This is a genomic window from Pseudarthrobacter oxydans, assembly GCF_013314975.1.
Taxonomy (GTDB): domain Bacteria; phylum Actinomycetota; class Actinomycetes; order Actinomycetales; family Micrococcaceae; genus Arthrobacter; species Arthrobacter oxydans.
The window spans coordinates 1-26,130 of the sequence record NZ_JABTYH010000013.1 but is presented as its reverse complement, the minus strand read 5'-3'; the positions used below and the strand labels follow the sequence as shown (position 1 = coordinate 26,130).

General features: G+C 68.0%; 20 protein-coding genes. 8 read left to right on the top strand and 12 right to left on the bottom strand.

The annotated features are described in order from the left end of the window. Nucleotides 1–66: 66 nt before the first annotated feature. From HTS88_RS10500 to HTS88_RS10490, 3 genes are all read left to right on the top strand, one after another. Nucleotides 67–3,297: an efflux RND transporter permease subunit gene (locus HTS88_RS10500; RefSeq protein WP_174178105.1), complete on the top strand. Its 3,231-nt coding sequence runs from the start codon at nt 67–69 to the stop codon at nt 3,295–3,297. 160 nt (nt 3,298–3,457) lie between these two features. Next, the gene (locus HTS88_RS10495; protein WP_174178103.1) at nt 3,458–4,567 is read left to right on the top strand and encodes an LLM class flavin-dependent oxidoreductase; all 1,110 of its coding nucleotides are present in this window, start codon (nt 3,458–3,460) and stop codon (nt 4,565–4,567) included. Continuing rightward, on the top strand, nt 4,567–5,049 hold the full coding sequence (locus tag HTS88_RS10490) for a MarR family winged helix-turn-helix transcriptional regulator (protein WP_174178101.1): 483 nt from the start codon (nt 4,567–4,569) through the stop codon (nt 5,047–5,049). The genes HTS88_RS10495 and HTS88_RS10490 overlap by 1 nt, the downstream gene beginning before the upstream one ends. Here HTS88_RS10490 and HTS88_RS10485 read toward each other — a convergent pair. Continuing rightward, the gene (locus HTS88_RS10485; RefSeq protein ID WP_174178099.1) at nt 5,046–5,852 is read right to left on the bottom strand and encodes a transglutaminase-like domain-containing protein; all 807 of its coding nucleotides are present in this window, start codon (nt 5,850–5,852) and stop codon (nt 5,046–5,048) included. The two genes, HTS88_RS10490 and HTS88_RS10485, sit on opposite strands and share 4 nt — an antisense overlap. Before the next feature lie 73 nt (nt 5,853–5,925). Next, on the bottom strand, nt 5,926–6,738 hold the full coding sequence (locus HTS88_RS10480; protein ID WP_174178097.1) for a hypothetical protein: 813 nt from the start codon (nt 6,736–6,738) through the stop codon (nt 5,926–5,928). A gap of 144 nt (nt 6,739–6,882) precedes the next feature. On the opposite strand from HTS88_RS10480, the gene HTS88_RS10475 reads away from it, so the two are divergent. Then, nucleotides 6,883–7,545 (top strand): DUF1684 domain-containing protein, encoded by a 663-nt coding sequence (locus HTS88_RS10475; protein WP_174178095.1) that lies wholly within the window; start codon nt 6,883–6,885, stop codon nt 7,543–7,545. 40 nt (nt 7,546–7,585) lie between these two features. Here the strand turns inward: HTS88_RS10475 and HTS88_RS10470 are convergent, their stop codons facing one another. Genes HTS88_RS10470 through HTS88_RS10450 form a run of 5 tightly spaced genes read right to left on the bottom strand, consistent with a single transcriptional unit; the run spans nt 7,586 to nt 13,536 of the window. Continuing rightward, nucleotides 7,586–8,740, bottom strand: coding sequence for a cysteine desulfurase family protein (locus HTS88_RS10470; protein ID WP_174178093.1), 1,155 nt, complete (start codon nt 8,738–8,740; stop codon nt 7,586–7,588). Between the two features lie 3 nt (nt 8,741–8,743). Then, nucleotides 8,744–9,661 carry a carboxylating nicotinate-nucleotide diphosphorylase gene (nadC, locus tag HTS88_RS10465; RefSeq protein ID WP_174178091.1) on the bottom strand — a complete coding sequence of 306 codons (918 nt, stop codon included), beginning with the start codon at nt 9,659–9,661 and terminating at the stop codon, nt 8,744–8,746. Then, on the bottom strand, nt 9,654–11,471 hold the full coding sequence (gene nadB, locus HTS88_RS10460; protein ID WP_174178235.1) for an L-aspartate oxidase: 1,818 nt from the start codon (nt 11,469–11,471) through the stop codon (nt 9,654–9,656). Before nadB ends, nadC begins: the two co-directional genes overlap by 8 nt. Before the next feature lie 53 nt (nt 11,472–11,524). Further along, complete coding sequence (gene nadA / locus HTS88_RS10455; RefSeq protein ID WP_174178089.1) at nt 11,525–12,829, bottom strand: quinolinate synthase NadA; 1,305 nt, start codon at nt 12,827–12,829, stop codon at nt 11,525–11,527. After that, entirely contained in the window at nt 12,826–13,536 is a 711-nt protein-coding gene (locus tag HTS88_RS10450; RefSeq protein ID WP_174178087.1) for an NUDIX hydrolase, read from the bottom strand. The genes nadA and HTS88_RS10450 overlap by 4 nt, the downstream gene beginning before the upstream one ends. Nucleotides 13,537–13,793: 257 nt before the next feature. Between HTS88_RS10450 and HTS88_RS10445 the strand changes: the two genes are divergently transcribed. The 3 genes from HTS88_RS10445 (at nt 13,794) to HTS88_RS10435 (ending at nt 16,861) form a co-directional block, all read left to right on the top strand. After that, nucleotides 13,794–15,176, top strand: a complete 1,383-nt coding sequence (locus HTS88_RS10445; RefSeq protein WP_174178085.1) for an amino acid permease — start codon at nt 13,794–13,796, stop codon at nt 15,174–15,176. Between the two features lie 73 nt (nt 15,177–15,249). Further along, nucleotides 15,250–16,080 (top strand): alpha/beta fold hydrolase, encoded by an 831-nt coding sequence (locus HTS88_RS10440; RefSeq protein ID WP_174178083.1) that lies wholly within the window; start codon nt 15,250–15,252, stop codon nt 16,078–16,080. 133 nt (nt 16,081–16,213) lie between these two features. Then, nucleotides 16,214–16,861: a phosphoribosyltransferase gene (locus tag HTS88_RS10435; protein ID WP_174178081.1), complete on the top strand. Its 648-nt coding sequence runs from the start codon at nt 16,214–16,216 to the stop codon at nt 16,859–16,861. 129 nt (nt 16,862–16,990) lie between these two features. Here HTS88_RS10435 and HTS88_RS10430 read toward each other — a convergent pair whose 3' ends face one another. Further along, nucleotides 16,991–18,322, bottom strand: coding sequence for an MFS transporter (locus tag HTS88_RS10430; protein WP_174178079.1), 1,332 nt, complete (start codon nt 18,320–18,322; stop codon nt 16,991–16,993). A gap of 306 nt (nt 18,323–18,628) precedes the next feature. On the opposite strand from HTS88_RS10430, the gene HTS88_RS10425 reads away from it, so the two are divergent. Beyond that, nucleotides 18,629–19,363 carry an IclR family transcriptional regulator gene (locus HTS88_RS10425; RefSeq protein WP_174178077.1) on the top strand — a complete coding sequence of 245 codons (735 nt, stop codon included), beginning with the start codon at nt 18,629–18,631 and terminating at the stop codon, nt 19,361–19,363. On the opposite strand, the gene HTS88_RS10420 is transcribed toward HTS88_RS10425, so the two are convergent. The 4 genes from HTS88_RS10420 to HTS88_RS10405 form a co-directional block, all read right to left on the bottom strand. After that, nucleotides 19,360–20,730 carry an MFS transporter gene (locus tag HTS88_RS10420; RefSeq protein WP_246256181.1) on the bottom strand — a complete coding sequence of 457 codons (1,371 nt, stop codon included), beginning with the start codon at nt 20,728–20,730 and terminating at the stop codon, nt 19,360–19,362. The genes HTS88_RS10425 and HTS88_RS10420 overlap by 4 nt on opposite strands. 188 nt (nt 20,731–20,918) lie before the next feature. Then, the gene (locus HTS88_RS10415; RefSeq protein ID WP_174178075.1) at nt 20,919–23,987 is read right to left on the bottom strand and encodes an AAA family ATPase; all 3,069 of its coding nucleotides are present in this window, start codon (nt 23,985–23,987) and stop codon (nt 20,919–20,921) included. After that, nucleotides 23,984–25,168, bottom strand: coding sequence for an exonuclease SbcCD subunit D (locus tag HTS88_RS10410; protein ID WP_174178073.1), 1,185 nt, complete (start codon nt 25,166–25,168; stop codon nt 23,984–23,986). Before HTS88_RS10410 ends, HTS88_RS10415 begins: the two co-directional genes overlap by 4 nt. A 53-nt stretch (nt 25,169–25,221) precedes the next feature. Next, nucleotides 25,222–26,118, bottom strand: coding sequence for an aquaporin (locus HTS88_RS10405; RefSeq protein ID WP_174178071.1), 897 nt, complete (start codon nt 26,116–26,118; stop codon nt 25,222–25,224). Nucleotides 26,119–26,130 lie beyond the last annotated feature (12 nt).

The following is a 26,130-nucleotide window of genomic DNA, read 5'->3' as shown; positions in this document are numbered from 1 at the left end:
TGCCGGGGCCGGCGGCCGGCGCCTTCGGGTCCGTATCAGTCCCTCAACCCCACAGGAGATCATGCGATGTTCCGGCTGGCACAACTTTCACTTGCGAACCGGGCCCTGATCGCACTGATCACAGTCTTCGCCTCCGTCTTCGGCGTGATCACCATGTCATCGCTGAAGCAGGAACTCATCCCCTCGATCGAGTTCCCGCAGATCACGGTGCTGACCGCCATGCCCGGCGCCTCCCCGGAGGTGGTCGACAAGCAGGTGAGCGGACCGCTGGAGACGGCGCTGAACGGCGTGGAGGGGCTGGAATCCACCTCCTCCACGTCCCGCAACGGCGTCTCGCAGATCACCATGGTGTTCACGTACGGCTCCAACCTGGACCGTGCGAGGAACCAGATCGACCGTGCCATCTCAAACGCCAAGCGGTCACTGCCCGAGGATGTCCAGCCGCAGGCAATCGCAGGCAGCATCAGCGATTTTCCCATCGTCTTCCTGGCCGTGTCCTCGGACAAGACGCTCAGCGAGCTGAACGCCGACCTCCAGCGGCTGAGCGTGCCCCGGCTGCAGAAGATCGACGGCGTCCGCGGGGCCGATGTGACCGGCGGCGCCTCCCAGCACATCGAGATCCTTCCGCGCGGTGACGCCATGGCCGCCGCGGGTGCGAGCATCACGTCCATCCGGGACGCGCTGGAGAACAACGGTGCGCTGATCCCCGCCGGCACACTCGAAGAGCAGGGAAAGACGCTCTCCCTCCAGATCGGCAGCCCCGTGGATTCCCTGGCGGCCATCGAGGCGCTGCCGCTGGGCGGCGCCAAAGACGGGGCCACCATCGGCAGCGTGGCGGACGTGTCGCTGCAGGATGACGAACGGACATCCATCACACGCACCAACGGAGAGGAAACCCTCGCCGTCTCCGTGACCAAGAAGCCTGAGGGCGACACGGTGGGCATCTCGCACGCGGTGCGTGACACCCTGGACGAGCTTGAGGCGGAACTGGGTTCGAATGCCAGGTTCACACCGGTGTTCGACCAGGCACCCTTCATTGAGAAGTCCATCAAGGACCTCACCACCGAGGGCCTGCTGGGCCTGGGCTTCGCCGTTGCGGTCATCCTGGTGTTCCTGATGTCCACCCGGTCCACGCTGGTCACGGCAGTCTCCATTCCGCTCTCGCTCCTGATCACCTTCATCGGCCTGTCCGCCACCGGATACTCCCTGAACATCCTGACGCTGGGTGCGCTCACCATCGCCATCGGCCGCGTGGTGGATGACTCCATCGTTGTGATCGAGAACATCAAGCGGCACCTGAGCTACGGCGAAGACAAAGTCACTGCCATCCTGACTGCCATCAGGGAGGTGGCCGGGGCCATCACCGCCTCCACCCTCACCACTGTGGCGGTGTTCCTCCCCATCGCATTTGTTGGCGAGCTCGCGGGAGAGCTGTTCAGGCCGTTCGCCCTCACCGTCACCATGGCGCTGCTGGCCTCGCTCCTGGTCTCGCTGACCATCGTCCCGGTGCTGGCCTACTGGTTCCTGAAGAACACCGGTGCCGCAGGCGCGGGGCCGGCAGCTCCCGCAGCCGCCCGGCGGACCGCGGACGAGGCCCGTGCCAGGGCATTGGAAGCGGAACAGCGCAGCAGGCTCCAGCGCGGCTACCTGCCAATCCTCACCAAGACCCAGAAGCATCCGGTGATCACGCTGGTGGCCGCCGCCCTGGTCCTCGGTGCCACCGCCGCCATGACGCCGCTGCTGGCCACCAACCTCCTGGGCAATTCCGGGCAGAACAGCCTCACGGTCCGCCAGGTCCTGCCGGCCGGCACCACCCTTGCCGACACCAGCGCGGCAGCCGTCCGGCTGGAGGAAGTGCTTCGCGGCATCGACGGCGTCAAGGACATCCAGGTGACGTCGGGCAACGCCCAGGCAGGCTTCGCCGCGCTTACCTCCACCGGCTCGTCCAACTCCACGTTCACCGTGGTGACGGATGAAAAGGCGGACCAGGAACAGCTGCAGGAGACGGTGCGCAGCGAACTGTCAAAGGTGCCCGATTCCGGCAAGATCTCGGTCGGAACGCAGCAGGGCGGTTTCGGCACCTCGTCCACCGTGGACATCACCCTCAAGGCGGCCACCACTGCCGACCTCCAGGAAGCCAGCGACACCATGGTCGCGGCGATGACCGGCGTGCCCGGCACCAGCGAGGTGGCCACCAACCTTGCGGCCAGCCAGCCCGTGGTCCAGGTCAGGGTGGACCGGGCCAAGACGGTAGCCGCCGGGCTCAACGAGGAACAGGTGGCCGGGGTCCTGGCGTCCACCATCAGCCCCATCCCGGCCGGAGAAGTCCGGATTGACACCAACGACTTTCCCGTCCGGATCGGCCAGGGCACCAGGTTCACCAGCATCGACGCCGTCCGCAACATTCCGCTTCCGGCAGCGGGCGGGCCGGTGCCGCTGGGAAGCATCGCTGCAGTGGAACAGGTGGAGGTGCCGGTGTCCATCACCGCCAGCAACGGCCAGCGCACGGCACGGGTGTCAGTGACGCCGTCGGGCTCCAACCTGGGCGCGGTCAACGCGGAAGTCCAGAAGCGGCTGGCGGACGTCCAGCTGCCGCCAGGGGTCACCGCCGAAATCGGCGGTGCCACCACCCAGCAGCAGGAGTCCTTCCAGCAGCTCGGGCTGGCCCTCCTGGCGGCCATCGCCATCGTGTACGTGATCATGGTGGCCACCTTCAAGTCGCTGGTCCAGCCGCTGATCCTGCTGGTATCTGTCCCGTTTGCAGCCACCGGCGCCGTAGCACTGCTCCTGGTGACAGGCGTGCCCCTGGGACTGCCCTCGCTGATCGGCATGCTCATGCTGGTGGGGATCGTGGTCACCAACGCCATCGTGCTGATCGACCTCATCAACCAGTACCGGCAGCCCCGCGACGGCCGGCCGGGCATGAACGTGGCGGATGCGATCACGCATGGGGCACGGCAGCGCCTGCGTCCCATCCTGATGACCGCGCTCGCCACCGTGTTCGCGCTGACGCCCATGGCCATGGGCCTTACCGGCGGCGGTGGCTTCATCTCGCAGCCGCTGGCGGTTGTCGTCATCGGCGGGCTGATCTCCTCGACCGCCCTGACCCTGGTGCTGGTGCCCGTCCTGTACAGGCTGGTGGAGGGCCGGCGTGAAAAGAAGGCGCTGCTCCGGGACCTTCAGGCACGCCACGAATTCGGGCCCGGGCCGGACGTTGACGAGGAGTTCAGGGACTGGACCACGGGCATGGTTCCCAAAACCAGCGGCCGCCGCGCCGCCCCCGGCGGCCCCGCCTAGGGGCACGTCCGGAACCCCGTCCCGGAGCAGCTTTCGCCCGCACGGGCTTCACGGAATATTTCCCCAAGGGATGCGTTGTACCTTGCGGTAGATGCAAATGCATCTAAATTGGACTACACTGGGACCAAGCCCGGAGAGTCCAGGAAGGGAAAGGCACATCATGCAGATTGGTGTTTTCAGCGTCAGCGACATCACCACGGACCCCACCACGGGGCACACCCCAACCGAGAACGAACGCATCAAAGCGTCGGTGGCCATTGCCAAAAAAGTCGAGGAAATCGGGATGGACGTCTACGCCCTCGGCGAGCACCACAACCGCCCCTTCTTCTCCTCCTCCCCCACCACAACCCTGGCGTACATCGCAGCCCAGACGGAACGCATCACGCTGTCCACGGCCACCACGCTGATCACCACCAACGATCCGGTGAAGATCGCGGAGGACTTCGCGATGCTCCAGCACCTGGCCGACGGCCGTGTTGACCTGGTCCTGGGCCGCGGCAACACCGCGCCGGTGTACCCGTGGTTCGGCAAGAACATCCAGGACGGCGTGGAGCTGGCCATCGAGAACTACAGCCTGCTGCGGAAGCTGTGGGACGAGGACACCGTCAACTGGTCCGGCAAGTTCCGGACGCCGCTGCAGAACTTCACGTCCACGCCCCGCCCGCTGGACGGCGTCGCCCCCTTTGTGTGGCACGGCTCCATCCGCACCCCGCAGATCGCCGAAGTGGCGGCCTACTTCGGCGACGGCTTCTTTGCCAACAACATCTTCTGGCCCAAGGAGCACTACCAGCAGCTGATCGGCCTGTACCGCGAACGCTATGAGCACTACGGCCACGGCAAGGCAGACCAGGCCATCGTTGGCCTCGGCGGACAGTTCTTCATGAGGAAGAACTCGCAGGACGCCGTCAAGGAATTCCGCCCGTACTTCGACAACGCGCCTGTCTACGGCCATGGCCCCTCGCTCGAGGACTTCACCTCGCAGACACCGCTGACGGTGGGCAGCCCGCAGGAAGTCATTGAAAAGACCCTGACGTTCCGGGAGTACTTCGGCGACTACCAGCGCCAGCTGTTCCTGATCGACCACGCGGGCCTGCCGCTGAAAACCGTACTCGAACAACTGGACCTGTTCGGCGAGGAGGTCCTCCCCGTCCTGCGGAAGGAGTACGCGGCCCGCAAGCCGGCCCACGTTCCCGAGCCGCCCACGCACGCCGGCCGGGTGGCCGCGCTTCTGGCCGCCCAGGACGCGGAAAAGTCCGCCGCGGACGCGTGATGGCGGGCAAGAGCACGGAGTCGCCGGTGCGGCTCGCCGCAGAAACCTGGGAGTCGCTGTTCCGGGCCCAGGTTGCGGTGATGCGGAAGCTGCAGTCCGGCCCGGCCTTCCGGAAGCTGGCAGTCAATGAGTACGACGTCCTGTTCACCCTCTCCCGCTGCCCGTCAGGCTGGCTGCGGCTCAATGAACTCAACGACAACGTCCTGTTGAGCCAGTCCAGCCTCAGCCGGCTGGTGGAGCGGCTTGAGAAGCGCGGGCTCATCGCGCGGATGCCCGCGCCGGAGGACGGCCGCGGTGTCCTGCTGAAGCTGACGGACGAGGGACGGGAACTCCAGAAGGAGATTGGCCGTGAGCATGTGCGCGACATCTCCGAACTCATGGGCCCGGCGCTGACACCGGCGGAACAGAAGGAACTCATGCGGCTCACCACCAAGCTGCGGAGTTCCCTGGGCCCGCGGCCGCCCCGGCAGGACCCGCGCTAGCCCAGGGCCACGAGCCTGGCGGGGTCCTCCACCGGCAGGCTGCCGTTGACCACCGCAGTGACCTGCATCTGGCTCAGGCTCAGGCTTCCGCCCACCGTGGACAGGAATGCGGTGTCGGCCGAGTCCCGGCCGGCCGTGATCCGCAGCATCGATTCCCGCGGGGCGAGGCCCGTGGGATCGATGACGTGCCACCCGCCTTCCACGTAGGCTTCAGCGACGGCGTGGAAATCCATGGGGCTCAGGCCGGGCGCGTAGACGGCGGCCAGGCGCGCCGGAATGTCCTTGGACCTCAGCAGGGCAATGGCCAGGTGGGCGAAGTCGCGGCAGACGCCGCGGCGGCTCAGGAGGGTTTCCACGGCGCCGTCGGTGCCGCGGGAGGAGCCGCTGATGTACCGCAGCTCGCCGTTCACCCAGTTCCGCACGGCGTGCAGCAGCTCCCCGCCGGAGGCTCCGTCGAATTCCGCATACGCGGTGGGCAGGAGGCGGTCCGACTCCGCGTACCGGCTGGGCCGGACGTAGCGGATGCGGTCAGCAAGTTCTGCCTCCTCAGGCTGCGCCTTTCCGGCGACCGTAGCGGAGTAGTCCACGACCACCTCGGACGGTTCCGCGAACTCCATGTAGTGGAGCCGGCCGCCGTGGTGGTCCGGCACCTCGCTCACGGGGACCTGCGCGCCGCCAACCGTAATGGACAGGTTTTCCTCGAAGGACGAATAGCCGGGGTTCCTGGCGGCGGCGATGGCCATGGCCACTTTGGTGTTGGGTGTGGTCTTGAAGACCAGGCGTGCGGAAACAGTGCGTTCCATGACTCTCCGGGGGTGTCGGCAGGAAAGAAGCCGCCGTTTGTCCCGGCCGGGGATGCGGGCAGGGGAACGGGGGCTAGTTCTTGATCTCCAGAGACATTAGCATCCGCTGAACGTTGGCGAAGTCAGCACTCTCGCTGGCGTACTTTGCCGCCTGCTCAAGGGTGTCGAATGCTTTGGCGGGCGCCACTTTTTCATCGGGCGCAAAGGCCCTGACGGACACCAGGTCACCGAAGGAGTAGTCACCTTTCCCCGCCGGCCCACGGACTATATTGCGCAGTTCGCAGGCCTGCCCGTCGGGGCCGCCAATCAGGTTGGTGATGCCGTAGGAGCCGAAGAACCGGTACCCCTGGATTGCCCGGAACACCACCCTGGGCGGAATGGTCCCCTCGCCGCCTGCGGCGGACAGCTCAACAGGCACGCTGCTGATCACGGTGTAGGGACGCCGCGCGTCCTCCGGACAGTCGGCGGACGACGGCGGGAGTCCCGTCCGGAGCGCCGCCATGAAGGTGCCGTCCGGCTTTTTCACCTCGATTTTAATGGCACCGGGCAGGGTTCCTTCCTCAGGGGGCGCCGCTTGCGCTATCCAGGTTTCCGGCAGTTCGAAGACCACGGTTTTTGCCGGATCGGAGAAAGTCTTCCACGCAGATGCGGTGGCGGCAGGCTGGGCTGTTGCCGAGCCGGACGCGGCGGGCGTGGCGCCTGCGGATGCCGCAGCAGTTGCAGACCCTTCCGGCGAAGCGGTGGCGGTGGGAGCAGCCCCGGAATCACCGGCCTCCGCTGTCCACGCAGGCCCGCTCTTGGGCGGGGTGGAGCAACCGGCAAGGAGTGCTCCGGCGAGGAGCACTGCGGTCCCGGGCAGGACCCCCGCTGATGCGATGCGTCTCATGCAGCCAGCCTAGCTGGACGGAGCAGCGGCGCGGCCTGACCCGGAGCGGCGTTTCCCGGCTCATAAGGACGGCCGGAACCGGGCAGCAGCGGTGCGTGTCGCCGCCGGAGGGGCATCACCAGCGCCGGGGACTAGGCTGGTGCTATGGCGGACATCCAGCACGGCGCAGCCGAAGATCACTTGGCGGAGATCTCCGCCGTCGACATTGCCGACTGGCGGCTGCGGACCTTTGCCTTGTACGACAATGTCCGCAAATTGTCCGTGGAAAGCCCGGCGGAAGCACATTCCTACTGGCGCCACCAGCGCGACCTTCTCTTTGCCACGCACCCCGCCTCCGCGCTGTCCGCAGCGGACAAGGCGCGGTTCTCCGGCCTCAAGACGGCTGACTACGATCCCATCTACCGATTCCACGTTCCGCTGACCAAAGAGGGTGCTGGACGGGAAATGAGCGTGGAAACCGGCACGGACGGGGTGGTGAACTTCGTGCGGCTTGGCACGTTCGACCTCCCCGAGATGGGGCAGCTCGCCGTGTGGAAGCTGCGGGGATACGGCGGCGGCATCTTCGTGCCCTTCCGGGACGCGACCGCCGGCCAGCCCGGGGGAAGCTACGGCGCCGGCCGGTACCTGCTGGACACCATCAAGGGCGCGTTCCACGGGGTCAGCGGGACGGGTCCGGGCGCCGCTTTCGTCCTGGACTTTAACTTCGCCTACAACCCCTCCTGTGCCTACAACGAGGCGTGGGCGTGCCCCCTGCCGGGACCGTCCAACCGGCTGGCTGTGGAAATTCCGGTCGGCGAGCTGTACTGACCGCTGCGGGCAGCAGGACGCCGATCCTTGCGGAGGATCGTTAGCCGCCAAGCGCCCGCACGCTCTCCACTGCGTGGCGGACTGCCCCCGCTGCGGTGTTGAGGTCCTCCTCGGTGACCGCGGCATCGAAGCTGAACCGGACGGCTGTCTGGGCCACCTCAGCCTCGTAGCCCAGCGCCGTGAGGACGGGCGACGGCGCATCGGACCCGGCTGCGCACGCTGATCCGCTGGAGCACACCACGCCCTCCCGCTCCAGTTCCAGGAGTACGGATTCGCCGCTGGTTCCCGGGAAGCAGAACGATGCCACGGACGGAAGCCGGCGGGTGGGATGCCCGGTGAGGACCGCGCCCGGCACTCCGGTGAGCACTGCGTTGATGAAGGCATCCCGCAGGGCCGCCACACGTCGTCGTTGTTCCTCCTGGCGGGCCTGGGCAAGCGTCAGCGCCGTGGCCAGGCCAACGGCACCTGCCACGTTTTCCGTCCCGGACCGGCGGCCCCGTTCCTGGCCGCCGCCGTGGATGAGCGGCTCGATCCTGGTGCGGCCACGGACAAAGAGCACGCCACAACCCTTGGGCGCCCCCAGCTTGTGGCCCGAGATGCTCATGGCGTCGACGCCCAGCGTCCCGGTGTCCAGGGGCAGCCATCCTGCCGCCTGGACCGCGTCCGTGTGGAAGGGGACCCCAGCGTGCCGGGCCTCCGCGGCCAGCTCGGCCACCGGCTGTACGGTCCCCACCTCATTGTTGGCGTACATGATGCTGACCAGTGCGGTTTCCGGACGCAGGATTGCCCGGAGGGATTCCGGCGCCACCAGCCCCGTGCCGTCCACGGGTACAACGTCCACCGCGAATCCGTGGAAGCGTTCCAGGTACCGTGCGGATTCCTCCACGGCCGGATGTTCGACGGCGCTGATCACCACCCGGTTGAGCTGCGGACGGGCAGCCTGCCGCGCCAGGGCAATGCCCTTGACAGCCAGGTTGTCCGCCTCTGTCCCGCCGGACGTGAAGGTCACCTCTCCCGGCCGGCAGCCCAGGACAGCGGCCACTGAGTCCCGTGCACTGGCGAGGGCCGTGGCAGCTGTGTCACCGAGGGTGTGGTGGCTGGAGGGGTTCCCGAAGTCGCCGGTCAGGTATGGCCACATGGCTTCCAGCACCTCGCGGCGGACCGGGGTGGTGGCGGCTGCATCAAGGAAAATCATGGCTTACCCGGCCGTCAGTTCCACGTCCAGGCCAAGGTCCAGGGCTGCCACCGTGTGGGTGAGTGCCCCGACCGAGATGACGTCCACGCCGGTGGCAGCGATCCCCGCGACCGTGCTGAGGTTGACGTTGCCGCTTGCTTCCACGCGGGCCCGTCCGGCCACCAGCGCAACGCCCTGGCGGAGCTCCTCCGGCGTGAAGTTGTCCAGCATGATGGTGTCCACGCCTGCTGCGAGGACGGGTTCGATCTGGTCCATGCGGTCCACCTCGACTTCGAAGTGGGTGGTGTGTCCCAGCTGGGCTTTGGCCGCCAGGAGCAGCTCCGTCAGCCTGGCGGGGTCCCCTCCGGTCATCACGGCCAGGTGGTTGTCCTTCGCCAGCACTGCGTCGGAGAGGCTGTATCGGTGGTTGGCGCCTCCCCCGCACCTCACGGCGAACCGTTCCAGGATCCGCAGGCCGGGGGTGGTTTTCCGGGTGTCGGTGATCCTGGCCCGCGTCCCTTCGGCCAGCTGGACGAATTCCGCGGTCCTGGTGGCGATCGCGGACATCCGCTGGACCAGGTTGAGGGCCACACGCTCGGCGAGCAGGACGGAGCGTGCCCGTCCTGTGACCCGCGCGAGGTGCGTGCCGGCGTCGAACCTTTCCCCGTCTGCCAGCAGCAGCTCCACTGTGGTGCCGGGGTCCACCAGCTGCATGGCGTCCCGGAAGACGGTGGCCCCGCTGAAGACGCCGGGCACGCGGGCGTTCAGGACCGCCGTGGCGCGGGCATCGGCGGGGATGAGCAGCTGGGAGGTGATGTCCCCGGCCGGCGCGTCTTCGGCGAAGGCGCGCTCCAGGATCTCCCGGACGGGAGCCGCCGGCAGGGCGAGGTCCAGGCCAACGGCCCTGGCCGCCACGGGTGCGATTACGGAGTTTTCAGTCACGGACAAGGCTCGCTTTCGGGCGCAGGCGGGAGTGTTCTTGGAGTTGATCAGCGATGCCGGCGGCATCTGCCGGGCTGTCGCTCCGGTAGTGGGCGCCCAGGGACGCAGTCCGTTCCCGGGCGGCAGCCACGAGCAGCTGCGCGGCGAGCAGCAGGTTGCGGTCCTCATGCTCCCGCGGTCCCGGCCCGGCGGCCACTGTTCCGGGGAGAACGACGGCGGCCCACCGGTCAAGGGTTTCCGTCGCCTCCCGCAACAGCACCCCATTCCGCAGCACCCCGGCCTTGGCAGTCATCAGGCGCCGAAGAGCATCCCGCGAGAACGGAGTTTCCACATCGATACCTCCACCGGAGCTGGCCGGCAGGCTCCCGCCCAGGCCACCCGACCCGGTACCCGCGCCTGCTGAAGCCGCAGGGAAGGTGACGGACAAATGGTCGCCTGAGGGTGCCCCGGAAGCATGCGTAAAGGGGAGGCCGCCCGCGGCCGTGGGGCCACGCGATCCGGGTTCCCTGGCCGAGCTTGCGAGGTTAGGGGGATCGTGGGGAGCATGCGGAGGGGCGCCCTCAGGCGCCCCCCAGCCAAAGTCACCGGAGAGGAAGTCCTCAACAGCGCGGCGGCCGAAGACGAGTCCCTCGAGGAGGGAGTTGCTGGCCAGCCGGTTCGCCCCTTGGACGCCCGTGCATGCGACTTCGCCGGCGGCGTACAGTCCGGGGATGCTGGTCCTGGCGCGGAGGTCGGTGAGGACCCCGCCCATCCAGTAGTGGGCTGCCGGGGCCACGGGGACCAGGTCCCGGGTCCAGTCGATACCGGCCGCGAGGGTCTTTTCGGTGAGGGTCGGGAACCGCCGTGCCAGGAACCCGGCTCCCCTGGCTGCCTCGATGACGCGGGCGTCCAGGTACACGTGGCCGTTGGGGTCGCCGAGCTTGGCCAGGTGCAGGGCTATGCTGCGGGAGACCACGTCGCGCGGGGCAAGCTCTGCGTCCGGATGGTACGACCGCATGAAGCGCTTCCCGTTGCCGTCGACGAGGACCGCCCCTTCGCCGCGGACAGCTTCGGAGATCAGCAGCGGCTCGCCTGGGGCGGGACCGGCTGGCCGGACCAGGCAGGTGGGGTGGAACTGGAAGAATTCCAGGTCGGCTGTCCTGGCTCCGGCGCGGACTGCGAGCGCCAGGCCGTCGGCGGTGGCGACTTCCGGGTTGGTGGTTTGGGCGAACAGCCTGCCGGCACCTCCCGTTGCCAGCAGGACGGCGTCCCCGTGCAGTGCTGCCCTCTTCCCGTCCTGCAGGAATTCCACTCCGGTGACTGCGCCGCCGTCGTATAGGAGGGCCGTGGCGTGGGCGCCTGTGATGACCTTCAGGACACCTGCTGCCTGCCGGGAGAGCACCGCCTGGATGAGCGCGCCGGCCACTTTCGCGCCCGTGGCGTCGCCTCCGGCGTGGAGGATGCGCGGCGCGGAGTGGGCAGCTTCCAGCCCCAGCGCCGGTCCTCCGTCCGTCTCCACATCGAAGCGCACGCCGAACCGCTGCAGGCCGGCGATGTCGTGCCGGGCCTCCGTGCACATCAGCCGAACGGCGTCGGCGTTGCAATGCCCGGCGCCGGCCTGGAGCGTGTCGGTGATGTGGGCCGCTACGGTGTCACCCGGGGATGGTTCATCCAGCACGGCCGAGATCCCGCCCTGGGCGTACCAGGTGTTGCTGTGCTCCAGGCCAACTTTTGTCAGGAGAACCACGGAGGCGCCGGCATCGGCGGCCAGCAGCGCCGCGTACAGTCCGGCGATGCCGCTGCCAACGACGATGAGCCGGCGGGCGGGCATCCTGGGCCCGCCGGGCACAAGGGGCCCGCTGGACACTCTGGCCTGGCTGGACATTACGGCCTGGCGGCGAGCATGCGCTCGAGGGCGGTCCGGGCATGGTCCTGGACGGACTCTGCCACGGTGATGCGGTTGACCACCCGGCCGGCCACCAGCTCCTCCAGCACCCAGGCCAGGTACCCCGGGTGGATGCGGTACATGGTGGAGCAAGGGCAGATCACGGGGTCCAGGCAGAAGATGGTGTGCTGCGGGTACTCCGCTGCAAGCCGGTTCACCATGTTGATCTCGGTGCCGATCGCAAAGGTGGTTGGCTCCGTGGCAGCCGCGATGGCCTTCTTGATGAAATCGGTGGAGCCGGCAGAGTCGGCGGCGTCCACGACTTCCATGGGGCACTCGGGGTGGACGATCACCTGGACGCCGGGAAAGTCTTTCCTGGCCTTCTCGATCTGCCCCACGTTGAAGCGCTTGTGCACCGAGCAGAATCCGTGCCACAGGATCACCCGGGAATCGAGCAGTGCCTGCGCGTCGTTACCGCCCAGATCCCTGCGCGGGTTCCACATGGGCATCTGCTCCAGCGGCACGCCGAGGGCTTTGGCGGTATTGCGGCCCAGGTGCTGGTCAGGGAAGAACAGCACGCGCTGGGCTCGCTGGAACGCCCACTCAAGCACGGTCCTGGCGTTCGAGGACGTGCAGACGATGCCGCCGTGCTCACCGCAGAACGCCTTCAGGGCTGCGGAGGAATTCATGTAGGTGACGGGAAGGACCGGAACCCGGCCCTCGGCGTCGGGCTCGGTGCCGAAGATCTCCTCAAGCTGCTCCCAGCACTCGGCCACGGAGTCGGCGTCGGCCATATCCGCCATGGAGCAGCCAGCCGCCAGGTTGGGGAGGATGACTGCCTGTTCCGGTGCGGAAAGGATGTCAGCGGTTTCCGCCATGAAGTGGACGCCGCAGAAGACGATCGCTTCCGCGTCCGGCCTGGTGAGTGCCGCGTTGGCCAGCTGGAAGGAGTCGCCCACGAAGTCGGCGTACTGGATCACTTCGTCCCGCTGGTAGAAGTGCCCCAGGATGACGGCACGGTCGCCGAGGGCAGCCTTTGCCGCGAGGATGCGTTCGCCCAGCTCAGCGTCGCTGGCGAGCTTGTATTCCTCCGGCAGCTGGCCCTGGCGCGGGGTGGCGGCCGGCGCAACGTCTGCGCTGGAGGCGCCGGGACCATAGGCGGGGATGCCGGCGAGCGCCTCGGCGAGGTCGTAGTCCCACGGGCCCTTGGCCAGGGCTGGGCTGCAGGTGCTGCCTTTCGCCGTCGCGCCTTGCTCCGCCTGCTCGCGCGTGATCAGCTGGATTGCTGTGTTGACGCTGCTCATAGTGTGCTCCTGTTGTCTGGGTCAAGGCCGGGCCGGCCGGTAAAGCGGTAGAGGCGCGGGGGGCGGTGCTTGCCGCCCTGGAGGTACTCGCCGGTTTCCTCTATTTCGGGGGTGGACTTCAGCTGCCTGCGGAAGTTCGCCGGATCCAGCTCACGGTCCAGCACCGCCTCGTAGACCTCGCGGACCTGGGCCAGAGTGAAGTACTCCCCCAGGAGGTGGTAGGCCACTGACCCGTAGGCCAGTTTGTTGCGCAGCCTCCAGAGGGCGTAGTCCACGATCGCGTTGTGGTCGAAGGCCAGCTCCCCCAGCCGGTCCGCCCGGAACCATCGGACGTTTTCCGACTCATCGGCGAGCGCGGCTTCCGTCGGCTGGACCAGCGCCCAGTACACGATCGAGACCACCCGCTGGGTGGGTGAGCGGTGGAGCCCACCGAATGCGTACAGCTGTTCCAAGTAGCTGGGGGCGAGCCCGGTGGTCTCCCTCAGGTTCCGGGACGCGGCGTCCTGGAGGGATTCCGCGTGGCTGAGCGGTCCGCCCGGGAGCGCCCAGAGCCCCTTGAAGGGCTCCCTGATCCGGCGGACCAAAGGCAGCCAGAGCGTAGGCCGGCCGGAACTTTCACTGGGCCGGAGGGCGAAGATGACGGTGGAGATGGCCAGGGAGGGCGGTGCAGCCTGGCGCTCCGACACGTTTGCAGAGCTGGAGTACATATTCCACCGCCTTCCTGGCAGCAGGGGCCCGTGTTCAGCATGGTGCCCGGTTTAGTTATGGTCAGCTTGACCAAAACTAATTGTACGGGCATGCGCTGGGAAAATGCCAAATGTTTCTGCCCCCCTGCCCGGGCCCCTGTCCCGCGCACTCGGCTGCGCACTCCACTGCCCGGAATACCGCCGGCGGGACTAAGGCGGTAAATTCAAGTGGTCCCACAAGGAGCCACCATCCAGACCCCAAGAAGGTTCACGGCATAATGACGACGAAGTCCACCACAGCCCGTCCCAAAGGACACCACCTGCACCCCGTCCACAGCATGAAGCCCCGGCAGCTGACCATGATGGGGCTGGGCAGCGCCATCGGCGCGGGGCTTTTCCTGGGTTCGGGCGCGGGTGTGCAGGCCGCCGGCCCGGCGGTCCTCATTTCGTACATGGTGGCCGGTACCCTCATCATCCTGGTCATGTGGGCGCTGGGAGAGATGGCTGCGGCGAACCCCAACAGCGGAGCATTCTCCGTCTATGCCGAACGCGCCCTGGGCAAGACGGCCGGTGCCACCATCGGCTGGCTGTGGTGGCTCCAGCTGGTGGTGGTCATCGCCGCCGAGGCCCTCGGTGCCGCAGCCCTCCTCTTCTCCGTCTGGCCGGCCGTTCCGGTCTGGGCCCTGGCGCTGGTGTTCATGGTGGTCTTCACGGGCATTAACCTCGCCGGGGTGCGGAACTTCGGGGAATTCGAGTTCTGGTTCGCCATCCTCAAGGTGGCTGCCATCGTGCTGTTCCTTGCGGTAGGCGCCGCCCTGCTCCTGGGTGTGCTGCCGGACGTCGCCTCGCCGGGGCTGTCCAACCTCACCGCTGATTTCGCCCCGCAGGGCCTCGGCGGTATTGCCTCGGCGCTCTTTGTGGTCATCTTCGCGTTCGGCGGCACGGAGATCGTGTCCGTGGCGGCGGCGGAGACCGAAGACCCCGAGCGGAGCGTGGCCAAAGCCATCCGCACTGTGGTGTGGCGCATCCTGGTCTTCTACATCGGCTCCGTCTTCGTCATCGCCGCTGTCCTGCCGGCAACCTCCCAGAGCCTGTCCTCACCCTTCGCCGGCGTCCTGGACGCGGCCAGGATCCCCGGTGCCGCGACGGCCATCACCCTGGTGGCCGTCGTCGCACTCCTGTCAGCGCTGAACGCCAACCTCTACGGGGCATCCCGCATGGCCTACTCGCTCGCCCAGCGCTCGGCGGCCCCCCGGTTCCTGACGCGGCTTTACGGCGCCAACGTGCCCATGCTGGCCGTCGCGGTCTCGGTGGCTTTCGGATTCATCGCCACGGTGCTGGAACTCCTCTTCCCCGAGCGGATCCTGCCGGCGCTGTTCCAGCTGGTGGGGTCCACCTGCCTGGTGGTGTGGGGAAGCGCCCTCCTATCGCAGCTGATCCTTCGGCGCCGCGCCGACCGCGCCGGCGCACCCCTGCCCCTGCGGATGAAGGGCTTCCCCGGCCTGACCATCCTGGGGCTGGTGCTCCTGGCCGTCATTTTTGCCGTGGGTTTCAGCGCTGAAGGCAGCCGCATCCAGCTGTTCAGCACATTTGCGCTCATCGCCGGCATCGCCCTGGCCTGTGCGCTGGGCGCCCGGCTCACGCAGCGGGCCGGCGGGTAGAGTAACGTCCAAAAGCAAGAGGCACCGAAGCGCCAGGTCTGTCCGGGCGCCGTAGTTGATGAGGACTGACACCATGAGCGGCAGGCACAGCGGCCAACAGCAGACGCATACCGTGGAGGGCACGGACCCGCAGCTCTATGTGGCGGTGCACGAGCCCGCCGCTGACGCCGGCCTTCGCCCCGTCCTGCTGGTGCACGGCTTCTCCTCGTCGAGCAAGCTCAACTGGGAGGACACCGGGTGGGTGGCAGCACTCCTCGATGCCGGGCGGCGCGTGATCACGGTGGACCTGCCCGGACACGGCCGCAGCGGCGCGCCGGAGGACCTGGACTCCTACTCCCCCAGCAGGATCCGCGCGGACCTGCTGCAAACAGCGTTCGACGCCGGGGTTCGGCCTTTGCAGGAGGGGGAACCTTCCAGCGGCCTTGACGTGGTGGGCTACTCGCTGGGTTCCCGGCTCGCCTGGGAATTCGGCGCCACCCAGCCGGAAATCACGCACCGCCTCGTCCTGGGCGGTCCCAACATCTCCGACCCCTTGGCGGAGTTCGACCTTCGGGCCGCACAGGACTACCTGGCTGACGGCACGCCCATTGCGGACGAATCCACGGCCCAGCTGCTCAAGATGGCGCTGCTGCTGCCCAGCAACAACATCTTCGCGCTGCTCTCCCTGGTGGAGGCCATCAAAGCCGAACCCTACGACCCTGCAGAAGCAGTGCCCCACGTCCCCATGCTCCTGGTGGCCGGGGACAAGGACGAACGCGCCGGCAGCCTGCCGCAGCTTGCCGAGCTGGCGCGGAAGGCAGGCGGGAGGGCTGAACAGCTGACCCTTCCCGGCCGTAACCACACAAACGCCGTCACCAGCAGGGCATTCAAGCAGGCGGCCGTCAGGTTCCTGGCGGGCCAGTAACCTGCCTGAGGTCCGCTTTCTTCCAGCCCGTTCCGGAGGCGGTTCTTCAGCGGATTTTGCCGGTATCTTGAGGCGCCCGCCGTCCCCGCAAACGGTAGGCTGAACTTTAGGCTGGACGAGCCTGGAGGGACTGATGGGCACGATTTTCGAAGACCGTACGGACGCCGGCGAACGGCTCGCTGCTGTGCTCACGCAGTTCCGGGAGCGGCCGGACACTGTGGTCCTGGGCCTGGCCCGGGGCGGCATCCCGGTAGCGGCCGCCGTCGCCAAAGCCCTCTACCTGCCCCTCGGAACAGTCCTGGTCCGGAAGCTGGGAATTCCCGGCCACGAAGAAACGGCTTACGGGGCACTGGCGTGGGTCCGGGGCCGCACCGTCCGGCTGATCAACAAACCGCTGCTTGACCGGGTCCTCGAACACGGCGTGCACCAGGAATGGCTGGACGCGGTGGAGCAGCGGGAGCGGGCCGAGCTGCTCCGCCGCGTGGAGATCTATCCCGGAGCGGACCTGGACGTGGCGGGCAAGACCGTCCTGCTGGTCGACGACGGGCTGGCCACCGGTGCCACGATGAGGGCAGCCGTCGAAGCAGTGCGTGAGGGCGGCGCGGCCACCGTCGTGGCGGCAGCCCCGGTGGGCTCCGTTGAGGCGGAAGCGTCCGTGGAACGGGTCTGCGACGCGGTGCTGTGCCTGCACCTGCCCGGCAAATTCCGGGCGGTGGGCAGCTTCTACCGGCACTTTGACCAGATGTCCGACGACGAAGCGATCAGCATCCTGGAGCAGTAACACCGCAGGCTTTTCCTTTCGCAGTCCGGCAAAAGGAGACGAGCCGGCACGGCACAGGCGCCCCAGACGGCGAAGCGGGCCGGACCGCCATGGTCCGGCCCACCGTCGTCCTGCACTGGGCGGTGTTGATTAGTGGTGGCTGACGCCGAGTGGCCGCCCCTTGGTTTCCTTGGCCAGAACCACACCAATGGCGGAGATGACGCACAGGATCATGATGTAGATGCCGATGGAGCCTGTCCACTTGGTGGACTGCAGCAGGGTTTCAGCGATGGTCGCTGCGAACGCGCCGCCCAGGATGGCGCCGAATGCGTAGCCGATGGAGATTCCCGAGTAGCGGACGTTGGCCGGGAACATCTCGGCGTACATTGCGGACATCGGCCCGTAGGACAGTCCGAGTCCAATGGTGAGGACAAACAGGGCCAGTCCGTACAGCCAGATGTTCCTGGTATCGATCAGGGCAAACATGGGGATCATCCAGGCGAAGATGATCGCGTACCCGGCCAGGAAGGTCTTGACCCGGCCGATCCGGTCCGAGATCCAGCCGCCTGCAAGGGTAAAGATCAGCCAGCCGAAGGATGCCAGGGTGGTAGCCAGGAGCACTTGGGGCGTGGGCATCTGCAGCGTCCGGGTGGCGTAGGCGATGAAGAACGCGATCAGCAGGTATCCGGCGGCATTGTTGCCGATGAAGATCATGGTGGAGTACAGGACCGGCTTCTTGTGGCTGCGGATCAGTTCACCGAGCGGGGCTTTGCTTTCCTGCTTCCGGGCGGCCATCTCCTGGAAGACCGGGCTTTCGGCCACGGCCCGCCGGATCAGGTACCCCACGACGATGAGGACGATGGAGAGCAGGAACGGCACCCGCCAGCCCCAGGCCGCAAAGTCTTCCTTCGACATGCTGGAGTTGAGGAAGAAGAGCAGGCCGGTGGCCAGGATCATGCCGATCGGCACGCCGATCTGCGGGTAGGCGCCGAACAGGCCGCGCTTGTTCAGGGGTGCGTGTTCCACCGCCATCAGCGCAGCTCCGCCCCATTCACCTCCGGCCGAGAAGCCCTGGATGATGCGGAGGGTGATCAGCAGGATGGGCGCCCAGGCGCCGATCTGTGCGTAGGTGGGCAGCATGCCGATCAGGGCGGTGGCGGCACCCATCATCACCAGGGTGAAGACGAGCATCGCCTTGCGTCCCAGGCGGTCGCCCAGGTGCCCGGCCACCACGGCACCGAGGGGCCGGAAGAGGAAGCTGATGCCGATCAGGGCGAACGAGAGGATCTGCGCCAGGCCCGGGTTGGACTGGTTCAGCGGTGCCAGGAACAGCGGCGACAGCAGCGTTGCTGTCAGCTGCGCAAAGATGAAGAAGTCGTACCACTCGATCGTGGTACCGACGAGGGTGCCGGCGAGGACCTTGCGTTCCTCCCGCCGGGAGCTGGGACCGGCGAGTGTGTCCACCTTGGAAGGTGTGGTCATTGAAACTCCATTGTTCAAGGCAGCAGTGCTGCCGGGACGCCTTCAGGATTACCGACAGAACGGTCAGTTAGTTAGTAGGGTACACCGAAAATGTGAGGCGGGACACGGCCTTCCAGAACTTTCTTGCGCGGTCGGCAGAGGAGGTGCGCCTCCCCCGTGGCGCCCGCTGCCCGGCAGCCTGCGCTCATGGACTCCATGGAGGGCGGGTTCTATATTTGGAATGCCGTTTCGTATTCAGGACGCGAACCCGGGTAGCCGGCCCGGTCCCGGGGCGGTCGCTACTTACCGCCACCTAGGATGGACACCATGAATCCCACCGCCGCAGCCCCGGCCGGAGCCGCGCCGGCGCAGGCTTCCCCCTCCCAGACCCTGTCGCGGGGAATCCGTGCCCTGGAGATCCTGGCGGCGGCGCCCGGGCCGCTCACCATCGCAGAACTGGCGGACGCCATGGGAGTGCACCGCTCGGTGGCCTACCGGATCCTGCGCACCCTGGAGGACCATTCACTGCTGGTGCGTGACGACGCCGGCCGGGTCCAGCCGGGGCCCGGGCTTGCGGTCCTGGCGCGCGGCGTTTCCCGCAACCTGCAGGCTGCCGCGCTGCCGGAACTGACGCAGCTGGCCAATGCCCTGGATATGACGGCGTTCGTGGCGGTCTGGGACCACCACGACTGCATCACCCTGCTCACGGTGGAGCCCCGGCATTCCGGTGCCACCGTGGCGCAGCATCCCGGCACCCGCCATCCCATCAATGCCGGCGCGCCCGGGATCGCCATCCAGTCCGCGCTCACCGAGGCGGAATGGGACCGGCTGGCCACGGGCATCCCCTACCGGCCCGAGGCTGCCGAAACCCGCCGCACCGGCTATTCGGCCAGCCACGATGAGGTGATCGCCGGGGTTTCCTCCCTGGCCGCGCCTGTCAGGGTTCCCGGCGGGCGCCCCGCTGCGCTGGCCGTCGTCTATATCCGTTCATCGCGTGATCCCGCGGCGGTGGGAGCCGCGCTGGTTGAGAGCGCGGCAAGAATTGAACGGCAGCTGGCCTAGGCCTTCCGGCGAAGAACGACGGCGGCTCCCGCTCCCAGCAGCGCCAGCCCGGACGCTGCGCCGGCAGTGACAAGGAAGGCCGCAGCGTAGCCGTGGCTTTCGGCAAGGTGGCCGCCCAGGGAAGACCCCAGCGCGGTGCCGGCCACGATGCCGCTGGCCAGCGCCGTCATGACGGTCCCCAGGCGGCCCGCAGGAGCCACGGACCCGCCGACGGCGAAGACCGTGACCATGACCGGCCCCACCGGCAGGCCCAGGATCAGCAGCGCCGCCACCATCGCGGGCATGGAGGACGGCAGGAGGAGCAGCAGGGACAGGGCAGCCATCAGTGAGGCGCACAGCACCCAGCGCCGGGCAGGACTGAACCGCTGCGGCCAGTACGCAACGGACAGTGCGGCCACGGCCGAGCTCAGCCCCATGACGGCATACAGCAGGCCGGCCGCCTCAGAGCCTGCAAACCCTGCCGAGAAAGAACTCAGGGCGGTCTGGGTGGAGCCGAAGAACGTCCCCATGCACACCATGGCGGACACGGGCAGGGCTACCGCCGCCGGGATCCTTGCGGCCCGTGGCTGTGGACCGGCCGGTACCTGCCCACCCCTGGCGGGCCTGCTGGGCGGAACTGCCCGGTGCGTCCGGTGAACCGCGAAGGCGGGAACGAGGGTGATGGTCAGTGCAACCGCCACTGCGAGGGGCAGCCAGGGCGCCAGCAGGCTGGCCAGGATTCCCACCAGGGCGGGGCCCAGGACGAAGGTCACCTCATCTGCGGTGCTTTCGTAGGAAAGGGCGGTGTCCAGGTCCCGTGTTTGGTCCGTGGCCGAGCCGTGGGCGGCCAGGGCCATCCATCGGACCCTGGCGAGCGGACCCACCTGGGGGCAGCTGGCACCGGAGACAAAGGAGGCGGCAAGGACGGCTGCGGGGACACCCGGAGATTCCGCGGTGGCCCACACAGCCAGGATCAGGGCCACCACGGCAATGCTGTTCAGGAGTGCAGCGATCAGGAGCACAGGGCGCTGTCCCCTGCGGTCGGCAAGGGACCCCAGAACCGGCGCGCCCACGGCTGAACCGATGCCCACGGCGCCTGCTGCCATCCCGCCGAGCGCGTACGAGCCACTGGCTGACGTGACCAGGGTCAGCGTTCCCACCGTCAGCATGGCCAGCGGCAGCCGCGCAAACAGGCCGAGGGGTATAAAGGCGCGGCCGGCAAGAAGGGGAAGCCTGGCGAAGCGGCCGCGGGAGGCTGCAGGAATTTCTTCAGGAAAGGCCGGCGCAGCGGCGGCTGACGCCGATGCCGGTTCTGACGCCGATGCCGGCAGCTCTACGGCGGCGGGGACTGATCCATGTGTGTTGGCGGGTGAAACGGGTGAGTTCAATTCCGGGCTCGTTCATGTCGTGCGCATCGTCCCTCCTCCCGATGCGCGCAACCCGGTAACGCTGCCATTATACCGGCGCCTACGTATCTGGCCCGCAGCGCAGCCCGCCGGTTGTTTGTGGCCGTCCGGTCGCACTGGCGCCTCTGCGCCGTCAGGTCACAGCGCAGATTGGTGACAGGGCCGTACGGTCATACTGGCGCGTCTGCGCCGTCCGATATCCGGAGGGTGGAGCCGTTCCGGCCCTTGAGCACCTGGAGCTGGGCGCTGATCCGCTGCTTCATCTCCGCGACATGGCTGACCAGTCCCACCACGCGGCCGCCGTCCCGCAGCCCTTCAAGGGCGTCCATGACCTGTTCCAGGGACTGCTCGTCCAGGCTTCCGAATCCCTCGTCGACAAACAGCGTTTCAATTTCCACTCCGCCGGCCTCCTGCTGGACGACGTCTGCCAAGCCAAGCGCCAGCGACAGGGAAGCCATGAACGACTCACCGCCGGACAGGGTGGAGGTGTCCCGGCGGAACCCGGTCCACTGGTCCACCACTTCCAGCCCAAGCCCCGATTTTGCCCCGCGCGCCGCCTTGGCGTCCGTGTGCTGGAGCAGGTAGCGGCCATCGCTCATGGCCACCAGCCGTTCGGAGGCGGCCACGGCAACCTGCTCCAAGCGGGCGGCCAGGACATAGCTGTTCAGGCTCATCCGGTAGTTGTTCTCGCCCCGCCCGGCCGCCGCATCAGCCAGCCCGCCCAGCATCCGGGCCCTTTCAGCGGGCTGCCGCGCAGATCCTGCCAGGTCTTCGTACTCAGCACGGATGCCGCGCAGCGAGGCAAGGCACCGGGCGGCCAGGCCGGCAGCCAGGTCAGCATCCCGGGCGTCCTGGAGGGCCTCTGCCGCAGTTTCACGCAGGGCGTCGAGCCGTACCTGGTCCAGCTCGTAGCCCGCGGACTTCTCCTCCAGTGCCAGCAGGACGTCCTCGGACGCGAACAGCTCCGCCACTCTCGCTTCCTCGTCCTGGGCTGCCCGCACCCGGGCCTCGAGCGAAGCCGCCTCATCGGCGTCGAGCAGCTGCTCCCGTGCCTCGCCAGCGGATGTGAAACCGGCTGCAGGCAGGGCCAGTTCCAGTTGGTCCAGAGCCTCCGCTGCCTGGGCTTCCATTCTGTCGAGGTGCGCCTGCGCCTCGACCGCCTTGTTGAGCACAGTCACGGCGGTTTCCAGGGCACGCAGCCGGTGGGCCAGGCTGCGGTGGGTGCCCCTTAGCCCTGCCAGCGCCTGGTCCAGGGCCGAGGATTGTTCGGACACGTCGGCCAGTGACGCTGCGGTCCGCGCCAGCTCGCCTTCGGTACCTGTGCGGGATTCCAGGGCGGCCGCCGCAGCGGTCTCGAGTTTTCCGAGCCGCAGCCTGACTGCTTCCAGTTCTTTAACTGCGCCATCGGCGTCGGCCGCTGCCCGGCGCGCACCCTCCGCCGCACTGAGGGCCTCATCCTCCGCGGTGTCCCCGCCCTGCCCGGCGAGGACCGCCACCAGCTGGCTGGCCTCCCCCAGCTCGCGGGCCACCAGGGCGAAGGCGGCTTCCGCTGCTTCGTGGACCAGCCGGGCTTCTTCTTCCTCCTGTGCAAGTTCCGGCCCACCGGAGCTCCCTGCAGCCGGAGCGGGATGGTCCGGACTGCCGCAGACGGGGCATTGTTCCCCATGGACCAGCTTGGCAGCCAGCTCGGCAGCGGCATTGGCCAGCCGCTGCTCCCTGAGGTCCAGCCACCGGCGTTTCGCCTCCAGTTGCCGGTCACGGCATTCGTCATGGCGGACCTTCACGAGGTCCCGGGCAGCAACGGCGGAGCCGTAGCGCCTGACCACGTCCAGCAGTTCCTCCGCTGCTGCGGCTTCCTTCCGGCGCAGGGCCGCAGTGGCCGCATGGTGTTCCAGGTTCTGCAGCCCGTCCTGGAGACGGCTCCGCTCATCCGTCAGTTCCTTGGCGCGCTTGCCGGCCCGTTCCAGGTCCGCGGCAAGTTCCCCATGCTTCCTTAGCAGGCTGCTGTGGCGCTTCCGAAGGGCCTGCAGCCGGTCCTCGTCGGGCAGCCTGGCCTCGACCACGGCCAGGAGGGAGCGCAGCCGGCCGAGCTCGGTTGCAGCTCCGGCGGCAGGGCTTGCGGCATCCGCGGCGGGGCCTGCCGCTAAGTGGAGTTCCAGCTCAGCGAGTTCGGGATCTTCCCCCGCGGCCAGGCTGAGAAGGGTGAAGGCGGATTCCACGGCAGTAGCAGCGCTCCGGGCTTTGGCGGCACTGGCATCAACGTTCCGCAGCTGCCCCTGCAGGACCTCGGCCTTCCGGTGCCGGGCCAGCCGGAGGAGGTGATCGTCAAGCAGCTGCGCGCCCTGCTCCACCGCCAGTTTCCTGGCTGCGGCGGAATCGAGCTTCCGGCGCCGGTCGGCGCGAAGTGTTTCGGCTTCAACGGCGTTCCTGCATTCGGTGCTGGCGGCCTCGGCCCGTCCTGCCTGCGCCGTTAGCTCCTCACCGCGGGCGGCCACGGCTTCCTCCAGCCAGCCGAGCCGCGCCGTGGCGTTCTCCGGAGAGGGAGCGCTGGAGCCGTCAAGGCTGAGGCGCGCAGCCTCGGCCTCCGCCTGGGCAGCCAGGAGCTCCAGCCGGCCAGCCAGGTGTGACACTTCTTCCTTTGCCGCCTGCGCCTGGCGGGACAGCTCCTGTTCCACCGATTCAAACCGCTCGGTACCGAAGAGCTTTTGCAAGAGTTCCAGCCGGTCCGTGGCCTTGGAGCGCAGGAACGCGGCAAAATCTCCCTGCGGCAGCATCACCACGCGGGTGAACTGCTCGCGGTCCATGCCCAGCAGCGCCAGGATCTCAGCGCCTGCCTCGTCATTCCGGGCGGACTTGTCCGTCCAGGTGCCACCAACGCGTTCCCGCAGAAGGGTCTTGGCCTGCTGCGTGGTGAAGCCGTTCTTCCCCCGGGCGCTCGGTTTATCCCAGGCCGGGGACCGTGTCACTTCAAAGCGGCGCCCCTGGGCCGAGAACTCACAGGTCACCGCGGGTTCCTGCGCCGGGTCCGCATGGTCGCTGCGGAGCCGCTTACCGTCCTGGCGGGCTCCCGGAACGGAACCATAGAGGGCGAAGCAGACGGCATCCAGGACGCTGGTCTTCCCGGCACCCGTGGGGCCGTTGAGCAGGAAGAGGCCGTGTGCGCTGAGCCGGTCGAAATCGATCTCCTCGGTGCCGGCGAAAGGTCCGAATCCGGAAATCTGCAGGCGGTGGATCCTCATCGTGAAGCCTCCAGGAGGCGGACGTTTTCGAGCGCGTCGGCGAGCGCCGCCTTTTCTGCGTCATCGGGGACCCTGCCCCGCACGTGTTCCAGGAAGCCGCAGCAGACCGAGAGATCGTCGGGCGCCTCCGCGAGCCTGCTGCTGTAGCTGGAAGCGGCGGCCGCGGTTCCGCCCTCGGGGTCGAAGCCGAGGACCAGGGTATCCGGGAACCGGGAACGGAGCCGTTCCATGGCCCTGGCGGGACGCTGGGCGTCTGTCAGCGTGACCTGGCAGTACGCTGTTTCGGCCCACTGGTGCTCGGGCAGCCCAAGGAGCTCTTCCAGCGGACCGCGCAGCACGGCCAGCGCCCGGGGCGCTTCCCACAGGACTTCCTGCACGGAGCTGACACCCTCAGCTCCAACCTCCACGAGCCAGCCGCCCTTCCGGTGCGTGGCTTCGGAAAAGGAATACGCCAGCGGCGAGCCTGAGTACCTGACCTGCGGAGACAGTGCTTGGCGGCCGTGCAGGTGTCCCAGCGCGGTGTAGCTGAAGCCGTCGAAGAGGTCCAGGGGTACGGCCCCTACCCCGCCGATGCTCAGGTCGCGTTCGCTGTCCGAGCTGATCCCGCCGCTGGCAAACGTGTGCGCCAGCACCACGGAGTGGACGGCGGCGGACGCTGAACGCCGTTCGATATCCTCCCGGATCAGCGCTGTTGCCGCCCGGGTGACCTCGAAGTGGCTGGCAGTGTCCACCCCGAGCTGTTCGGCGACAAGACGGGGCTCGAGCCACGGTATGCCGTAGATGGCCAGCACAGCTTCAGCAGGGTGGCCGTCAGGGGCATCGTCCAGGGGCAGCAGCAGTGGCTGGTCCAGGCTCTCGATGCTGGTCCGGAGATGGACTCCCCCGCGTTCCAGGAGGCGGGAGGCGAAACCCAGGCGGATGGCGGAATCATGGTTGCCGCTGGTCAGCACCACCTGTGCGCCCGCGGCTGTCAGGCGGACCAGCGCGTCATCGAGCAGGCGCACCACATCGACTCCGGGAAGGGCACGGTCATAGACGTCCCCGGCCACCAGGACGACGTCGACTCCGTGCTCAGTGACCGTGCGGACCAACTGGGCAATGAAGTCCCGTTGGGCATCCAGCATGCCAACGCCGTGGAAGGACCGCCCCAGGTGCCAGTCCGATGTATGTAGTAGCCGCATGTTTCTAAGCTATCGGCTGCCACTGACAGCCAGCGCAACCGCCGCGTTCACGGTCAGCCCCGTTTGCCGTCAAAGAATTCCTGGGCTTCGCTGGATCCGGGTTCGGCCGTTTCGGCGGGCTCCCCTGCCTCGGTGGTTTCTCCGGTCCCGGCCTGCACAACGGCACCGGCACCGGCACCGGCACCAGCAGCAGTTCCCATGCTCCGGAAGACCAGCCCGGCAATTGCAGCTCCCAACAGCGGGGCGGCCAGGAAGACCCAGAGCTGCTCCAGGGCCCAGCCCGAGCTGAACACTGCGGACGCAACAGCGCGGGCAGGATTGAACGGCAGGTTCCCTACCGACTGGCCCAGCTGCAGCAGCACCGCAAAGCTCAGGCCCACGGCCACGGGGGCTGCGTACCGGCTGCCCCCGTCCCGGGTGTCGCTGCCGGACGTGCCCAGGAAGACCGCCACGACGATAGCGGCTCCGAGCATTTCAAGGAGCAGTGCTGCCGCCAGCGGCGCCTGGATGATGGAGTGTTCGCCGAAGCCGGCAGTCACGGTGTCAAAAGCGGTGCGGCTGTCCGCGATGCCCGGCAGGGTGCGCAGGATCCCGTAGAGCGCGAAGGCTCCTGCGAGTGCGCCCACCAGCTGGGCGCCCGCATAGGCGGCGGCAGCTCCGGGCCTGATCCGCCCGGCCACCAGGTGGCCTGCCGTGATGGCGGGGTTGAAGTGGCCGCCCGAAACGTGCGCGAACGCCAGCATGGCGGCGGTCACGGCCAGGCCCGCGGCAAGTGCCGCAGGAAGGGGGCTGGAATCCGGGATGGTGAACAGGGGCACGCCAAGGCCGGCCACCACGATGAACAAGGTGCCGAACGCTTCGGCTCCCAGCCTGGGCAGGAGCCCCGGCCGGGCGGCCTCCAGGCCGCTGGGCAGCAGGACGTCGTGGGGGGCGGGTGCGGGGGAACTCATGGCGGGACCCTT

Excerpts from the sequence above, each read along its gene's own strand:
- HTS88_RS10500 (WP_174178105.1), top strand. The coding sequence starts at position 67 with ATGTTCCGGCTGGCACAACTTTCACTTGCGAACCGGGCCCTGATCGCA.
- HTS88_RS10495 (WP_174178103.1), top strand. The coding sequence starts at position 3,458 with ATGCAGATTGGTGTTTTCAGCGTCAGCGACATCACCACGGACCCCACC.
- HTS88_RS10490 (WP_174178101.1), top strand. The coding sequence starts at position 4,567 with ATGGCGGGCAAGAGCACGGAGTCGCCGGTGCGGCTCGCCGCAGAAACC.
- HTS88_RS10485 (WP_174178099.1), bottom strand. The coding sequence starts at position 5,852 with ATGGAACGCACTGTTTCCGCACGCCTGGTCTTCAAGACCACACCCAAC.
- HTS88_RS10480 (WP_174178097.1), bottom strand. The coding sequence starts at position 6,738 with ATGAGACGCATCGCATCAGCGGGGGTCCTGCCCGGGACCGCAGTGCTC.
- HTS88_RS10475 (WP_174178095.1), top strand. The coding sequence starts at position 6,883 with ATGGCGGACATCCAGCACGGCGCAGCCGAAGATCACTTGGCGGAGATC.
- HTS88_RS10470 (WP_174178093.1), bottom strand. The coding sequence starts at position 8,740 with ATGATTTTCCTTGATGCAGCCGCCACCACCCCGGTCCGCCGCGAGGTG.
- nadB (WP_174178235.1), bottom strand. The coding sequence starts at position 11,471 with ATGCCCGCCCGCCGGCTCATCGTCGTTGGCAGCGGCATCGCCGGACTG.
- nadA (WP_174178089.1), bottom strand. The coding sequence starts at position 12,829 with ATGAGCAGCGTCAACACAGCAATCCAGCTGATCACGCGCGAGCAGGCG.
- HTS88_RS10450 (WP_174178087.1), bottom strand. The coding sequence starts at position 13,536 with ATGTACTCCAGCTCTGCAAACGTGTCGGAGCGCCAGGCTGCACCGCCC.
- HTS88_RS10445 (WP_174178085.1), top strand. The coding sequence starts at position 13,794 with ATGACGACGAAGTCCACCACAGCCCGTCCCAAAGGACACCACCTGCAC.
- HTS88_RS10440 (WP_174178083.1), top strand. The coding sequence starts at position 15,250 with ATGAGCGGCAGGCACAGCGGCCAACAGCAGACGCATACCGTGGAGGGC.
- HTS88_RS10435 (WP_174178081.1), top strand. The coding sequence starts at position 16,214 with ATGGGCACGATTTTCGAAGACCGTACGGACGCCGGCGAACGGCTCGCT.
- HTS88_RS10430 (WP_174178079.1), bottom strand. The coding sequence starts at position 18,322 with ATGACCACACCTTCCAAGGTGGACACACTCGCCGGTCCCAGCTCCCGG.
- HTS88_RS10425 (WP_174178077.1), top strand. The coding sequence starts at position 18,629 with ATGAATCCCACCGCCGCAGCCCCGGCCGGAGCCGCGCCGGCGCAGGCT.
- HTS88_RS10415 (WP_174178075.1), bottom strand. The coding sequence starts at position 23,987 with ATGAGGATCCACCGCCTGCAGATTTCCGGATTCGGACCTTTCGCCGGC.
- HTS88_RS10410 (WP_174178073.1), bottom strand. The coding sequence starts at position 25,168 with ATGCGGCTACTACATACATCGGACTGGCACCTGGGGCGGTCCTTCCAC.
- HTS88_RS10405 (WP_174178071.1), bottom strand. The coding sequence starts at position 26,118 with ATGAGTTCCCCCGCACCCGCCCCCCACGACGTCCTGCTGCCCAGCGGC.